General features: G+C 48.3%; 11 protein-coding genes and 2 rRNA genes. 8 read left to right on the top strand and 5 right to left on the bottom strand.

The annotated features are described in order from the left end of the window. Positions 1–140: 140 nt before the first annotated feature. The 3 genes from GL2_RS03685 (at position 141) to GL2_RS21410 (ending at position 3,544) form a co-directional block, all read left to right on the top strand. Positions 141–3,024: ribosomal RNA gene (locus GL2_RS03685) — 23S ribosomal RNA — on the top strand. Positions 3,025–3,230: 206 nt separating this feature from the next. Continuing rightward, positions 3,231–3,346 (top strand): 5S ribosomal RNA (rrf, locus tag GL2_RS03680). 42 nt (positions 3,347–3,388) lie between these two features. Further along, entirely contained in the window at positions 3,389–3,544 is a 156-nt protein-coding gene (locus GL2_RS21410; RefSeq protein ID WP_172621045.1) for a hypothetical protein, read from the top strand. A 631-nt stretch (positions 3,545–4,175) separates the two neighbouring features. On the opposite strand, the gene GL2_RS03675 is transcribed toward GL2_RS21410, so the two are convergent. The 5 genes from GL2_RS03675 to GL2_RS03655 all read right to left on the bottom strand — a co-directional run bounded on the left by GL2_RS03675 (position 4,176) and on the right by GL2_RS03655 (position 9,005). Beyond that, positions 4,176–5,585, bottom strand: a complete 1,410-nt coding sequence (locus tag GL2_RS03675; protein ID WP_143729357.1) for a M20/M25/M40 family metallo-hydrolase — start codon at positions 5,583–5,585, stop codon at positions 4,176–4,178. Positions 5,586–5,614: 29 nt separating this feature from the next. Further along, positions 5,615–5,965: a hypothetical protein gene (locus GL2_RS03670; protein ID WP_143729356.1), complete on the bottom strand. Its 351-nt coding sequence runs from the start codon at positions 5,963–5,965 to the stop codon at positions 5,615–5,617. 4 nt (positions 5,966–5,969) lie between these two features. Next, the gene (locus tag GL2_RS03665) at positions 5,970–6,737 is read right to left on the bottom strand and encodes a TSUP family transporter (RefSeq protein WP_143729355.1); all 768 of its coding nucleotides are present in this window, start codon (positions 6,735–6,737) and stop codon (positions 5,970–5,972) included. Beyond that, positions 6,721–7,353, bottom strand: coding sequence for a 1-acyl-sn-glycerol-3-phosphate acyltransferase (locus GL2_RS03660; protein WP_143729354.1), 633 nt, complete (start codon positions 7,351–7,353; stop codon positions 6,721–6,723). The genes GL2_RS03665 and GL2_RS03660 overlap by 17 nt, the downstream gene beginning before the upstream one ends. Before the next feature lie 71 nt (positions 7,354–7,424). Further along, positions 7,425–9,005: a peptide chain release factor 3 gene (locus GL2_RS03655; protein ID WP_370452103.1), complete on the bottom strand. Its 1,581-nt coding sequence runs from the start codon at positions 9,003–9,005 to the stop codon at positions 7,425–7,427. Between the two features lie 362 nt (positions 9,006–9,367). Here GL2_RS03655 and GL2_RS03650 point away from each other — a divergent pair, with 362 nt between their 5' ends. From GL2_RS03650 to GL2_RS03625, 5 genes are all read left to right on the top strand, one after another. After that, positions 9,368–9,775 (top strand): hypothetical protein, encoded by a 408-nt coding sequence (locus GL2_RS03650; RefSeq protein ID WP_143729352.1) that lies wholly within the window; start codon positions 9,368–9,370, stop codon positions 9,773–9,775. A 597-nt stretch (positions 9,776–10,372) separates the two neighbouring features. After that, on the top strand, positions 10,373–10,867 hold the full coding sequence (locus tag GL2_RS03640) for a DUF695 domain-containing protein (protein WP_143729351.1): 495 nt from the start codon (positions 10,373–10,375) through the stop codon (positions 10,865–10,867). 608 nt (positions 10,868–11,475) lie between these two features. Further along, positions 11,476–12,765: a group II intron reverse transcriptase/maturase gene (gene ltrA / locus GL2_RS03635; RefSeq protein WP_143729350.1), complete on the top strand. Its 1,290-nt coding sequence runs from the start codon at positions 11,476–11,478 to the stop codon at positions 12,763–12,765. Positions 12,766–12,904: 139 nt separating this feature from the next. Continuing rightward, entirely contained in the window at positions 12,905–13,462 is a 558-nt protein-coding gene (locus tag GL2_RS03630; protein WP_172621044.1) for an NADAR family protein, read from the top strand. Between the two features lie 93 nt (positions 13,463–13,555). Next, a complete protein-coding gene (locus GL2_RS03625) occupies positions 13,556–13,954 on the top strand; it encodes a hypothetical protein (RefSeq protein WP_143729349.1) in 399 nt (132 codons plus the stop codon). Positions 13,955–15,430: the final 1,476 nt, after the last annotated feature.

Raw genomic sequence — 15,430 nt, 5'->3', positions numbered from 1 at the left:
GTAATACACTGCAAGGCGAGGTTGAGTAGTAACGATACTCAACATCAATATTATATGTGTGTCTCTCAAGCACACAATCCGGTGTTTGAATGCTTGGTCGCATTCAAATGCAAAGTCGTTAGTAGTCGTTTGTGTTGTATGGTCAAGCGACTAAGCGTATACGGTGGATGCCTTGGCAGCTGGAGGCGATGAAGGACGTAGGAGCCTGCGAAAAGTCTAGGGGAGCTGGCACACAAGCTTTGATCCTAGAATGTCCGAATGGGGAAACCCACTCCTTTTAGGAGTATCCATAACTGAATACATAGGTTATGGAGGCGAACCCGGGGAACTGAAACATCTAAGTACCCGGAGGAAAAGAAATCAATAGAGATTCCCTTAGTAGCGGCGAGCGAACGGGGATTAGCCCTTAAGCTCTTTATGTTTTAGTGGAAGGTTCTGGAAAGTACCGCGATACAGGGTGATAGCCCCGTACACGAAAAGGCATTTAGAGTGAAATCGAGTAGGTCGGGACACGTGTTATCTTGACTGAACATGGGGGGACCATCCTCCAAGGCTAAATACTCCCAGCTGACCGATAGTGAACCAGTACCGTGAGGGAAAGGCGAAAAGAACCCCGGAGAGGGGAGTGAAATAGATCCTGAAACCGTATACGTACAAGCAGTAGGAGCCCTTCGGGGTGACTGCGTACCTTTTGTATAATGGGTCAGCGACTTATTGTCTGTAGCAAGGTTAACCGCTTAGGGGAGCCGTAGAGAAATCGAGTCTTAATAGGGCGTTTAGTTGCAGGCAATAGACCCGAAACCCGGCGATCTATCCATGGGCAGGTTGAAGGTTGAGTAACATCAACTGGAGGACCGAACCCACTAATGTTGAAAAATTAGGGGATGACCTGTGGATCGGAGTGAAAGGCTAATCAAGCCGGGAGATAGCTGGTTCTCCTCGAAAGCTATTTAGGTAGCGCCTCGCGTCTCACCCTCGGGGGTAGAGCACTGTTTGGGCTAGGGGGTCATCCCGACTTACCAACCCCATGCAAACTCCGAATACCGAGGAGTGCAATCGCGGGAGACACACGGCGGGTGCTAACGTCCGTCGTGGAAAGGGAAACAACCCAGACCGCCAGCTAAGGTCCCAAATACCAGTTAAGTGGGAAACGATGTGGGAAGGCCCAGACAGCTAGGAGGTTGGCTTAGAAGCAGCCATCCTTTAAAGAAAGCGTAATAGCTCACTAGTCGAGTCGGCCTGCGCGGAAGATATACCGGGGCTAAACTGGTAACCGAAGCTGCGGATGCTAATTTATTAGCATGGTAGAGGAGCGTTGTGTAAGCCGTTGAAGGTGGATCGGGAGGTCTGCTGGAGGTATCACAAGTGCGAATGCTGACATGAGTAACGATAAGGGAGGTGAAAAACCTCCCCGCCGGAAGACCAAGGGTTCCTGTCCAACGCTAATCGGGACAGGGTTAGTCGGCCCCTAAGGCGAGGGCGAAAGCCGTAGTCGATGGAAAACAGGTTAATATTCCTGTACTCGCTATTGCTGCGACGGAGTGACGGAGAAGGCTAGGCCAGCATGGCGATTGGTTGTCCATGTTTAAGGTTGTAGGCTGGGGACTTAGGCAAATCCGGGTCCCTAAGGCTGAGAATTGATGACGAAGCTCACCTCGGTGAGTGAAGTGGTTGATGCCATGCTTCCAGGAAAAACTTCTAAGCTTCAGGCAATAGTGAACCGTACTCTAAACCGACACAGGTGGTCAGGTAGAGAATACCAAGGCGCTTGAGAGAACTCTGGTGAAGGAACTAGGCAAAATGGTACCGTAACTTCGGGAGAAGGTACGCCGGTTTTGGTGATGGGACTTGCTCCCTAAGCTGAGGCCGGTCGAAGTGACCAGGTGGCTGCGACTGTTTATTAAAAACATAGCACTGTGCAAACTCGTAAGAGGACGTATACGGTGTGACGCCTGCCCGGTGCCGGAAGGTTAATTGATGGGGTTAGCTTCGGCGAAGCTCTTGATCGAAGCCCCGGTAAACGGCGGCCGTAACTATAACGGTCCTAAGGTAGCGAAATTCCTTGTCGGGTAAGTTCCGACCTGCACGAATGGCGTAACGATGGCCACGCTGTCTCCACCAGAGACTCAGTGAAATTGAAATCGCTGTTAAGATGCAGTGTACCCGCGGCTAGACGGAAAGACCCCGTGAACCTTTACTACAGCTTTGCACTGAACTTTGAGCCTATTTGTGTAGGATAGGTGGGAGGCTTTGAAGCATTAACGCTAGTTATTGTGGAGCCGTCCTTGAAATACCACCCTGGTATGTTTGAGGTTCTAACTCTGGTCCGTTATCCGGATCGAGGACAGTGTATGGTGGGTAGTTTGACTGGGGCGGTCTCCTCCCAAAGAGTAACGGAGGAGTACGAAGGTGCACTCAGCATGGTCGGAAATCATGCAATGAGCATAATGGTATAAGTGCGCTTGACTGCGAGACAGACATGTCGAGCAGGTACGAAAGTAGGTCATAGTGATCCGGTGGTTCTGTATGGAAGGGCCATCGCTCAACGGATAAAAGGTACTCCGGGGATAACAGGCTGATACCGCCCAAGAGTTCACATCGACGGCGGTGTTTGGCACCTCGATGTCGGCTCATCACATCCTGGGGCTGAAGCCGGTCCCAAGGGTATGGCTGTTCGCCATTTAAAGTGGTACGCGAGCTGGGTTTAGAACGTCGTGAGACAGTTCGGTCCCTATCTGCCGTGGGCGTTGGAGATTTGAGAAGAGTTGCTCCTAGTACGAGAGGACCGGAGTGAACGAACCTCTGGTGTTCCGGTTGTCACGCCAGTGGCATTGCCGGGTAGCTATGTTCGGACGGGATAACCGCTGAAAGCATCTAAGCGGGAAGCCTCCTTCAAGATAAGATCTCCCTGGGAACTTGATTCCCCTAAAGGGCCGTGGAAGACTACCACGTTGATAGGCTGGGTGTGGAAGCGTTGTGAGGCGTTGAGCTAACCAGTACTAATTGCCCGTGCGGCTTGACCATACAACAGAGATGGTTACTAACGACTAGCGCAAGCTAGCGGATTGTGAGTTAGAGACACACAATTGATCGACTTGCGGTGTATTACTACAGATTGTTTTACCGACTTATTTGGGGTTATCGCCGGTCATATGACCGAGGCAAACAGCGATAACGCGGCAGGCCAAGCAAAATTGCTTATAAGACCAACGCCAACCCAAGCCAGTTTGCCTGACGACCATAGAGTTGTGGAACCACCTGATCCCTTGCCGAACTCAGAAGTGAAACGCAACATCGCCGATGGTAGTGTGGGGTTTCCCCATGTGAGAGTAGGTCATCGTCAGGCTTCTAATCCGAAAGGGCCACCCAGTTGGGTGGCCCTTTTTTTATGCGTGAAAAAATATTTAATAAAATAAAAAATAAAAAATATCGGTTAAATAAATTAATAATAAAAACAGAAAAGCTAGAGAGATTAGAATTGGATCCTGGGTTGGAATTTATCGCCAGAAAAAATAGCCAAAAATCTGGCTGGAAAATCCAATAAGAAAAATACACGCTCAGAAAAATCCAAGAAAACCTCTGGCGCTTTTAATAAAGGCTTTTTCCCACACACCTTTACCACGAAAATAAATAACAGCTGCTATTTATTAATATCTGTCCTCCCACCACTGAGTTTATCTGAATAGTTTTACCGCACTACTCGTAGGATTCTCAAAATAAATACTTCGAATAACAAAAAAACCTCTACCGCAAAAAAAGAAATTCCAATGAAAAAAATACTGATAAAGCATCGGTGATTTTTTGTGCGCTTGGCCGATGTCACACAACTGTAAGGCCGGGAGCGGATATACCAGAGTTATGCACAAGTCTATCCAAGCATTCTGTTAATAACGGCAGACTTGTGGAAATCCCCCAGAATCGGTGGTGTTTTTTTACACGGTAAAACGGTCCCCACGGGAAATGGGGCCTGGAAGTGGATATCCCTGAGTTATGCACAGGTCTATCCATGGATTCTGTTAGTAACAGCCTCGTCATGAACCTGTTATCGGTTATAAACAATAAGCGGCTTTGGGAACTGTGGGTAAAAGCGGGGTTGGTACGGAAGTCTTCAGGGGGGACGCTGGGAAAAAAGCCCCACTCGTAGGGGCTTTTTAAATAGTCAGCTAGTTAATTGATTACTCGGACTTTGTAGGTACACGTCCGAAGTCTCCTTCCATTTCGGTGGCAAGGAATGACATCACGACCCAGGCTGCGACATTCTGGCGTAGGTTCTCGGGATCGACCTTGTCCAGGGTATCGTTGGGGGTATGGTGGTAGTCGAAATAGTCAGTGCCGTCCTGATACAGGCCAAAAGCCGGTACACCCTGGGCGACGAATACGCTGCTATCCGGGCCGCCATAAGATTGGTTATTACCTCGCTCGATCCCCAGTGGCGATAACAGCTGCATCATCTGGTCCGCAATATCGAATTTACTTTCCGGTAAGCGGGTATCAAAACGCCAGATTTTCCCCGCTCCGAAATCGGATTCAGAAACAGCGATGATATTATCCAGCTCATGTTGATGGGCATCGACATATTGCTTTGCACCGACTAAGCCGATTTCTTCTGCGCCAAATAGAACCACACGCAGGGTACGGCGTGGACGTTTGGGCAGTTCGGCAATCAGGCGCGCAGTTTCCATCACAATGGCGACGCCGGCACCATCATCGAGGGCACCAGTGGCTTCGTCCCAAGAGTCCAGATGGGCGCCGATAATCATGATTTCTTCAGGTTTCTCGCGACCGGTAATCTCTCCAATTACGTTGAAGGAAGGGCCGTCAGCGAGGCGTTCATTATCCACATCGAGCTTCACTTCTACTGGCTTACCGCGCTTGAGCATTGCTTCGAGCAGGTTAGCGTCCGGGGCGGAGAGTGCCAGGGCCGGAACCGGGTTTTTGATATTATCGATAGACATCATGCCTGTGTGGGCAAAGCGGTCTGAATCTGTGCCGACTGAGCGCAGGAGTAGTGCTGCTGCACCTTTCTCTGAAGCGGCGCGCATGCCACGGCTGCGTCCCTGTACTACAGGGCCATAGCCTTCACCGGTGCGAGCTTTTTCCATACGCTTATTTATAAAAACGATTTTGCCTTTGACTTGCTTTGGCGATGCTTTTTGCAGCGCCTCTACATCGGAAAATTCCACAATCTCGGCAGTGAGGCCAGCCTCGGGAGTGGCGACACTGTAACCCAGGGAGCTGACAACCAGGGGTTGTGGATAGGGTGAAACAACCTTTGCGTGGGCGTGGCCACGCGCCCAGCGGGGCACATCGATCTGTTCGGTATACACCCGGTCAAAGCCTAAACTTTTCATTTTTTCCTGGGCCCAGGCTACTGCACGACGATCACCTTCGGTGCCGGCGCGGCGAGGTCCCACCTCCACTGTCAGGGACTCCACAATACTGTAAGCATCCGAGGATTCCAGGGCGCGGTCGCGCAGTACTTCAGCAACTGAAAGATCTTCCTGAGGCAGTGGCTTTGCCTGGGCGATCCCGATTGCCATGGTTGCTATAAGACCCCCGGTAAGGGATAACAGTGGTTTAAACATGCGTTTATCCTTGATTAACACTCATTGACTCAAGATTTTGATTGTTTATCTGGTGAATTGAAGAGTAACTTGCTACGAAGCTGCCGCAGTTGTTCCAGCCCGGCCTCGGTAAATAGATAAGGAGGACTATCGCAGGACTCATGTTCTTCTATTTCGAGGCATTTAAGGCGCATTTTTTCCAGCTCTGGATCGTGGCGCATTGGGATGGCTACCAGTGCGCGCCACTCGCTCTCACTGGCCTGGCCGGTAATGGCATCCTCCAGGCCTTTGATAAAGCTGCTCCTGTCCATACGAAAGCGCGGGGTGCGCAGATGCATAAAAGTCCAAATAACTATGACAAAAGCACAGAAAGACAGCAGCAGGGTGATAAGCAGAGTCACTTTTCTACGGCTCCATAAGTAATTTTATCGCCACAGCAATAGTAGCGAAAATAACTACAGGTTTAACCAGCTTGGCGCCATGGGAGATCACCAGGTTGGACCCGAGGCGCGCACCAATTACCTGGGCAATCGCCATGGTGATGCCCAAAATCAGGGCCAAGTGGCCGCTGGCAATAAAGATGACCAGGGATATGGTATTCGTGGCCAACACCAATGGCTTGGTAGATGCTGTGGCTTTGCGCATGTTGTAGCCGAGAAGAGCGGTGAATGCCGTTGCGAAAATGGAGCCAATACCAGGCCCGAAGAAACCACCGTAAAAGCCCACCACACTCCCGACAATTAGGTTGAAGGAACCTTGGCGCATCCTGGGCTCGGAGTCGATATCGGAGATTCTCGGTGAGAAGGCGAAATAAAGAGCGATTGTGATAATCAATATTGGCAGCAGGGTTTCCAGTGACTCAGCGCCTAGTTTAGTGATCGTCCAGGTACCTACAGCAGAGCCAGCTAACGCTGCAATCAAGCCAGTCCAAAGGGGTTGCAGTTGTAGGTGCCCTTTATGGAAGTAATTTAAGCTGGATGAAAGGGTGCCGAATACGGCTTGGAATTTATTGGTGCCGAGGGCATCCAGTGGGGGGAGACCCGCCCATAAAAGCGCGGGTAGGGTAATCAGGCCTCCCCCCCCTGAAATGGCGTTGATAAAACCGGCAGCAAAGGCCACTGCGGTTAATATCAGGAGCGTGGTAGAGGTTATATCACTACTGAATTCTATCACGGGAGGATTCGTTGCCCTCCAAGTTGCCGGTTTGCACTGTGTGGTGGAAGCCCTGGTATTTACTAAAACGATATTGGATTTCTCGCATGTCCTCTTCCAGATTACCAGTGGGATGGTAGAGAGAGTCCAGGCAGAATCGCCTGCGTGAGAAATCCCAGGCAGCAAGCAATATGGGTACGTCGGCAGCGTAAGCGATACGCAGGAAGCCACTTTTCCACTTGGTAACTTTCCTGCGGGTCCCTTCCGGTGTAATACCTACCCACATTTTTTCATTGTCGCGGTACTGTACGGCCACCTGTTTGGCGATACCACTGGCGGAGCCACGGTTAGTGGGTACGCCGCCGAGCCACATGAACAGGCCTTTAAAGGGGAAGAAAAAGGCTTCTCTTTTCATCAGCCAGGAGATTTTTACCTGGTATGCCATGATAAAAGGCATGGCCACAACAAAATCCCAATTGGACGTATGTGGAGCCAGGGCTACCATCACCTTTTTCTCTGGCGGAAAGGTGCCCTCCAGCTGCCAGCCCATAAGCCTGATCAGCAGCCTTCCAATAGCAGCTGTGAGGCTGTTGCCAAGTCGAGGCATCTCAGTCGGTAATTCTTTCTGCTGACTCATTATTACTCTCTCAGTCTACTGCTCAAACGTCCTGGGAGTGACTCATTACTCCCAGGAGGGGCCCGCATAAATTAATGCTCACGGGTGGCATAGAAGTGAATATCTGGATAACGTTCCTCAGCCAATTGTAAATTCACCCGGGTCGGAGCCAGGTATGTGAGGTGCCCACTGCCATCTATTGCGAGGTTGGTGCTGGCTTTACGCTTGAAATTCTCCAGCTCCTTGATGTTTTCGCTGTCCACCCAGCGGGCAGTATTCACATTCACATTTTCGTAAATGGCTTCCACTTTGTATTCATCTTTGAGGCGGTAGGCGACTACCTCAAACTGGAGCACACCAACGGCGCCGACAATAATGTCGTTATTATCCAGCGGGAAAAACACCTGGGTTGAGCCCTCTTCGGAGAGCTGCTGTAAGCCTTTTTGCAGCTGCTTCAGTTTCAGCGGGTCTTTCAGGCGAATTCGGCGGAACAATTCCGGTGCAAAATTTGGAATACCAGTAAATTTAAGAGCTTCTCCCTCGCTAAAGGTATCGCCGATCTGGATAGTGCCGTGGTTATGCAGGCCGATAATATCTCCGGCGATAGCCTCTTCGACATGGGTGCGGTCACCGGCCATGAAAGTCACGGCATCGGCAATTTTTACATCCTTGCCAATACGCACATGTTTCATTTTCATGCCGCGGTTGTAGGTGCCTGAGCAGAGGCGCATAAAGGCGATACGGTCTCTGTGCTTGGGATCCATATTGGCCTGGATTTTAAATACAAAGCCGGAAAATTTTTCTTCGTCCGGCTCTACCTGGCGATCCTGGGTTGCACGGGACTGGGGGCCTGGTGCCCACTCGACAAACCCGTCGAGCATTTCACGCACACCGAAGTTGCCGAGGGCGGTACCGAAAAATACCGGGGTCAGCTCACCGGCGCGGTAGGCTTCCAAATCGAATTCATGAGTGGCACCGCGCACCAGCTCGATTTCTTCGCGGATATCCTCGGCATACTCCCCCAGAAGCTCACCAGCTTCAGCGGAGTTGAGGCCTTTAATCTGGATATCTTCCGGGATTGTGTGCCCCTGGCCCTGAGTAAATACGTGAATCGTATCAGTGTAGAGGTTGTACACCCCTTTAAAGTCTTTACCGGAGCTGAGTGGCCAATTGATCGGTGCAGCCTGGATATTCAAGACTTCTTCAATTTCATCCATCACTTCGATGGGATCGCGGATATCCCGGTCGAGCTTGTTGATAAATGACAGGATTGGGGTGGTACGCAGTCGGCATACGTTCATCAGTTTGATCGTGCGATCTTCGACACCTTTGGCGCCGTCAATCACCATCAGGGCAGAGTCGACTGCGGTGAGTACACGATAGGTGTCCTCAGAGAAGTCTTCGTGCCCCGGGGTATCCAGCAGGTTGACCACGCGTTCTTTGTAGGGGAACTGCATAACTGAGGAGGTGACAGAGATACCCCTCTCCTGCTCCATGGTCATCCAGTCGGAGCGTGCGTGAGGCCCCTTTTTGCCCTTAACGGAGCCGGCAAGCTGGATTGCGTTTCCGAACAAAAGCAACTTTTCGGTCACAGTTGTTTTACCGGCGTCCGGGTGGGAAATGATAGCGAAAGTTCTACGTCGTTGATATTGTTGAGAAAAATCGTTAGACACTAAGATTTAACCTTATCTGTGTACGCCCCTGTGTACACATATAGAAATACACTCCAAGGCCGAATCCGAAAGAGCGCATTATACCAAATTGGCCTTTGGTTTTGCTCCTGGTAGGTGACCAATTAATACTATCTAGTCAGATTGGTCGATGCCAATAGAATAGAAGGGTAGGCTCTTGGTTGTGTACATGTGCTGTTGCTGGAGTCGATCCACTCCAACATGCCAGGCTTAGCTCCACTGATTAGTTTGTGTACTTCATATCTTGTATTGATATGACAATATTGACTTTTGGTGACACGGCGAGTTGAAATGGCTGTGGACTTGCTGAAAGTCTTTACACGTCATTTTCAAGGAGCAATGAAATGGAAGTTAAACGAAAATTTTTTCTTACAGCAGCATTACTTGTATCTGTAGCGCACTCTGTATCGGCATTGGCATCTACATTATCAACAAGCATAGAACTCAAAAATAATACTTCTTCTGATAATGTGCTCATTAATGGAACAAATTCAACCGGTATTATTTCTCCATTATTTCCAAGCCCAGCAGCAGCAAACAGCTCGACTTTCCACACCTCGATAACTAACGGTGTGGCGGATGCTGGGGTATTAACTTATCAATCATGTAGGTTCAATTGGTCAGTTATCCAAATGAATGGCTATTATCAGTTCTCAATAGGGGCAACTCCCTCATCTAAGTGCAGTTCTGATGTATTGGTTCAAAATGTGTTTACCGGCGAATACAAAATAAGATTCAACATCGACTCTTAATCAAAGGGGCAATCCTTAGCGAAGGCGATGAGGTGGCTGCAATCGCTAAGGATGAGATGAAGAGCATCTAGGCAGCTTCTAGGTGTGAAACTTGATCCTCCCACCTCCCACCTCCCACTTCCCAGCATCATTGATAGCCCAAAGGTTATGACTACCAGATGCCTTTATGCGTGGCCTTGGGAAGGGGTTAGTATCTCGATTTACCCACCTAAAAATTGTGCGGCTTGAGCAACGGTAGCATTGGCATAAATCACTGGCGATTCTGAGTGGGTAATACTGGCCGTTGTTTGCAGTAGTTGAGTGGGCGTATCACCGATGCGAAGGCCCAAATTATAGAGCCATGGCTGACATCCACAGAAAGTCCCCCCTAACTTATTGATTTAATTATGGGTAAAATGTGTTCAAGAGCGTGAAGTTGAACCAGGCGACTTGAGCCGATGGCTCACTATCTCAGGTTATTATTTTAACCGAAATTTATAACCTACTGTAAATAAGAGATTTTTTACATAGCTTGAAGGGCTCACGTCAGAAATAGTGGCCAAATGGATAGTGAGCCGCTGGCTCTTTAATAAACTGTTATGTTTCAGGAGGGATCGAGTGCTAGGCAAACTATTCGGGAAAAAGAAGGGCGAGGGCCTAAAGGAAAATGAAGTTCGAGTAGTTCTTCCTGAAGAAAGCTATACCCTTATCGAGTACAAGCAGGACGACCTTCCTTGTATCGCAGCAGTTAATTCTGGCTTACTTGGCTTTGAGCATAAAGATGTCTTTCGCTGGCATTTGTCTGTCATTATCGACTTTGAAGAATTGATTGATAATGGTATGCCATCGGAAGAAGAGCGGGCGATAGTCGACCCTTTCTGTGATCAACTAGACCAAGAGATTAAGGCCGGCGGAAATGCATTATTCCTAGTTAGAGAAACTTGGAATAAAACTCGCAGACTGGTATGGATGGTATACGACCCTGAAATTGCACATCAGCATCTTCAATATATTATCGAACACCATAGGCATCCTAGACCATTTGACTATCGAATGGAGGAGGATACAGACTGGGAGCAGCCGGAATGGTATTTAAGTGCCATAAAAACATAACAATCCAAGACAAAATCGCCCTTCGGGCTGGACGCGCTAATGCGCGCCTTTGCTTGCGGCGTTAGTATGTCAAGCTAAGCTTGATGCTTCTTGCAGGGTGAAAGTCCCTGTCGGGTAAGGCCTAACCATCCACCCGTATCGAGTGTTGCGCGTAGGGCGGAGCAGAAGGAAAAAAAATAAATAATTTTTTTTACTGTGAACAAACTATGTGAAGCGTACACAGAGAATTCTATAGGCCATAGGGATTATCGTGATCCTGAAGTGCTGGTATCGCTCCGATAATAAAGTGAGCTCCGATTGACAAGATGTGTAACGTCATCGAAGTCCAGGCAATGCAACCGCAATGGTAAGGTTGTTGCGGATCGGCGGGGTTATCAAGCCGTGGCATGTAGAAAGAGAAGTATTGAGAACTTGAGAGATCCGAGCAGGTTCCTGAAGGAACAGGTAGGGACGTTAAGCCTAATGGTGAAACCAACGAAGACCACTCGGAAGTCGGATCAGCTCATAGTAGTCCGAGAGCGGGAAAGCCGCTTACATGGCGAAGGGGCTGACAGTAATATCGGTGTGCAACAGAAACATAGTCCGGACAAAGTAGGGCTGGAGACACTATGACAACCGCCTTGCACGCCATCGCATTTAAAGCACAGAGCCACCCCAGACACAGGTTTCAGAATTTATACGGACTGCTAAATTCCAACCTGCTGTATCAAAGCTGGGGCCAACTTAACAAGCAGGCCCGCCCCGGTATCGATGGAGTAACAACCGAAGTTTACCGGCAAAGTCTGCCGCAAAATATCCAATGCCTACATCAGCGGCTGTGTGACAAACGCTACCGTACTCAGGCGATTAAGCGGGTATTGATTCCCAAAGGCAACGGCAAGCAGCGCCCACTGGGGCTGCCTACGGTGGAAGACAAACTGGTGCAGCAGAGCGTAGCGCAGCTACTGCAAAGTATCTGGGAGCAGGATTTTCTGCCCTTTAGCTACGGCTACCGTCCCAGGAAAAGTGCCCACCAAGCCGTACACAGCCTTGGCTTAAATCTTCAATTCAAAGGCTACGGCTACATCGTTGAAGCTGATATTAAAGGTTTCTTTGATCAGCTGGATCACGGCTGGCTACTGCGAATGCTAGCCCTTCGTATTGATGACAAAGCCCTGCTGACACTGGTTAAACAGTGGCTTAAGGTGCGCGTGCAAACTCCAGATGGTAAGTTCAGTAAAGCGGCAGCAGGCACCCCGCAAGGTGGCGTGATCAGTCCGGTACTGGCGAACATCTATCTGCACTACGTCCTGGATTTGTGGTTCGAGAAGAAGGTTAAGCCGCGTATGCGTGGCAGAGCCATGCTAATCCGGTACGCCGATGATTATGTAGTGGCTTTCCAATTGAAAACGGATGCAGAGCGCTTTTACCGGGTACTACCGCAACGGCTGAACAAGTTTGGCCTGCAGTTAGCCCCCGAGAAAACGCACCTGAAGCGCTTTAGCCGCTTCCATCCGGGCCGAAAACGGCAGTTCCAGTTTCTGGGTTTTGAGTTCTACTGGAGCCTGGATGTCAACAAACGTCCCAGGCTCAGGCGCCGGACTGCCGTAAAGAAACAGAAGGACACAATGGAAACGCTCTATCACTGGATCAAAGCCAAGCGCAGTGAGCGCCTGAGAGAATGGTTGCCCACCCTGAAGCACAAGCTACAAGGGTTCCAGAACTACTTCGGTCTGCCAGACAACAGTCGAAGCTTGTCCCGTTTGTACAGCTATGTTCTACACAGCATACACAAATGGCTCAATCGGCGAAGTCAGCGCAAGAGTTATAACTGGAATAGTCTAAAGGAAATGCTGGGATATTTTGGGCTAAAGCCACTGTCGGTATACAAACGCAGTATACTTGTGGACTGGTATTAGGGTTCGTGCTTTACACGAGCGAATATATTATTGAAGAGCCGGATGCGGTAGTTCCGCACGTCCGGATCTGCGTGGGGGCAGTTAGGGTAACCGGCTGTCCTACCACTACTGCGCCAAAAAGCAACAGATCGGATAAGACGTGAATATCGAGAATACAGAAGAGCTTATCAACTACCTTCATGATGGAAATAGGGTTAAATACGTTTTCTTTTGGGGACATAGGAAACTTAAAAGCGGCGTATCGAACTCTTGTTTCAGTCAGTGGTACGATTCTCCATTCAGCTCAGAAGGCAATGAGTTTCTTACGGCAGAGCATTTCATGATGTATGAAAAAGCACGGTTGTTTGGGGATAATTCTGCAGCTGCAGAACTTCTTGAAGTCAAAGAACCAGGAGCAGCAAAAGCAGTAGGTCGTAAAGTAGCTGGATTCGATCAGGATATATGGGACAAAGAACGCTTTGATATTGTTGTTCGTGCGAATTTCGCCAAGTTTAAGAGTGATGAAACGCTCAAAGAATTTCTTCTGAATACTGGTGATAGAATTCTTGTCGAAGCGAGCCCGGTAGATAGGATTTGGGGAATAGGTTTGGCAGAAGATGATGATAGATGTCAGAACCCTAATGAATGGAGAGGATTAAACCTTCTTGGTTTTGCATTGATGGTTGTTCGTAATCAGCTTAGCGAAAATGGCACATAACAAGGTGATGATGTTAGTTCCGCCCCTTTGGGGCTCCACCGGACGGCCCACACTGCGCGCGGTCCGCCGCATATCACGGCGTTAAGGCAAATAATGAATAAAGTCTTCCTCTGTATGCTGATGCTTAGTTGGTCTGTAATTGCAAAGGCAACAGATCAGAGTAGTTTCAAAGGCTATTTAGTTTACGATGAAGAGTGGGTCGGGTTTTATCACTGTGGAGGTGATGTATACGGCTTAGATGACAGTAGCGATCTCGATATTAACTCTATGTACCAAAAAGAGAAGTCAGGTTTTAGGAAGCTTCTATATGTCGAGCTAATAGCAGAAGTCACAAATAATGGGATCTATACTTTTGGGCTATCCTCACCGCCGAGAGACATAAATCTCCGTATTACTAAAATTATAAAAACTGAAAATCACGACTCTCCAAAGTGTAGTATTGCTTCTAAAGCAACGATAATTACTTCTTATGATGAAGCGCCAGATGCCTAGTTTCTTGTGGCAAAGTATAACGGGTACTGAAGCCGGCGCCAGGTTCCTTGTCGCCTTAACAAGGTGCTCAAGTACACTCCGGGCCTTTGACCCTTCGCAGGACTGCCGCCACGTTGTGGCGTCAACCTCTTAGCAAGGCATTATAGGGCTTAAAGGTGTCGAAGAACATTCTCATATTAGGTGTTATTAGTTTGGTCGTACCGCTTGTGTACCTGATCTCATCGTCTTCCCTACTGCAAGGCGAGATTAGTGTGGTCAAAGAATTGCCTCAGCATGAGCAGCAGTGTCATACGAAATACGATTGCAGGCTTGTCTATACGAGTTACGACCCGTATGAGTGTAACTACTCTATCTCAAAAAAAAATTATCCGCGTTACCAAGAGATATGGCAGGGAAAGCACTTTTATCCTTGTGCGTTAATTGGAAACTGCAATGCCGTAAAGACGCTATGGTGCCCATATGTGACGCAGAGGCAAGTTGTATAGATAACCTCTGTAGTGTGGCCCCTATAACAAATAAAGGCACCGAAGGCACTGGAGTGCGCTCACTGCTTTAGACGTTATGTGTTCGTACTAATTAAAAGGGATCTTTGAAACTTAGCCAGGAAAGCTGGAAGTGGCCAAAATCAATGCCAAACAACATGCAAGGATTAAGGTAGCAAATACTGTGTATATACACAGTGTTTGAGTGTTCTGGTATGAAGCTTTCTTCACTCTAATCTGGGAAGGTAAGGAGCTGATTGTAGAAGGGGTGGTAAAGGTTTCTGTACGCTACCACCGGTCACATCGAATTCTGGTACTGGTGGATTGCAACTGCTGCAGTGGACGCGGCTTGAGTGTAAATTGGTGTTAAAAGGAGCAAAAAAATACATAGTTTTTAATTTTTATTTAATATCTCCTTCTCATCTAGTAAGTGTCATAACACATATTGATTTCTGGTTCTCCAGCCATTCTTCGGGGCTGCCATTAATTACACTTTCAACTGTGGTTGTTACAATTCTAGTTCCATTTACAGTTTGTAGTGAATTGAGAGCGTCAACTGGAAAATTTCTTAGAGCTTCTTTACTTTGCATAGCTTTAAAAGCTTCAAGTTAATCTAGCTCAGCAAACCAATACCTTACCGAATCTTTCACATCACTTACCGGATAATATATAAAACTACTGCATTTTTTCTTGTAGAAATCATTTGTTTTTCGTTCGGACTCTTCTGTTTTTAGTGCAACAATATCGTTATCAAGTTCGCCTAAGGTGTTGCTTTCCCTGATTTGCCTAGAAATAAATTTCAAAGACTCATAGCTGTGGTAGATGTGATTCTCTGACATTTTATCAACATGCGCTACTTGGGGAGGTGTAACTATCGAAGTATCTTCCCTACCCCCCCTACCCCCCTACCCCCCCCACACACACAAATTTTCGCCAGTAATCATAAGTCCTGAAATCAATAAAGTTGTTAAATACATAAATTTGTCCATTCATA

Source organism: Microbulbifer sp. GL-2 (assembly GCF_007183175.1).
Taxonomy (GTDB): Bacteria; Pseudomonadota; Gammaproteobacteria; order Pseudomonadales; family Cellvibrionaceae; genus Microbulbifer.
The sequence above is the reverse complement of the archived record's forward strand: the minus strand, read 5'-3'. Positions and strand labels throughout refer to the sequence as shown.

Bases quoted from the DNA above. Each gene is read 5' to 3' on its own strand.
- GL2_RS21410 (WP_172621045.1), top strand. From the start codon at position 3,389: ATGCGTGAAAAAATATTTAATAAAATAAAAAATAAAAAATATCGGTTA.
- GL2_RS03675 (WP_143729357.1), bottom strand. From the start codon at position 5,585: ATGTTTAAACCACTGTTATCCCTTACCGGGGGTCTTATAGCAACCATG.
- GL2_RS03660 (WP_143729354.1), bottom strand. From the start codon at position 7,353: ATGAGTCAGCAGAAAGAATTACCGACTGAGATGCCTCGACTTGGCAAC.
- GL2_RS03650 (WP_143729352.1), top strand. From the start codon at position 9,368: ATGGAAGTTAAACGAAAATTTTTTCTTACAGCAGCATTACTTGTATCT.
- ltrA (WP_143729350.1), top strand. From the start codon at position 11,476: ATGACAACCGCCTTGCACGCCATCGCATTTAAAGCACAGAGCCACCCC.
- GL2_RS03625 (WP_143729349.1), top strand. From the start codon at position 13,556: ATGAATAAAGTCTTCCTCTGTATGCTGATGCTTAGTTGGTCTGTAATT.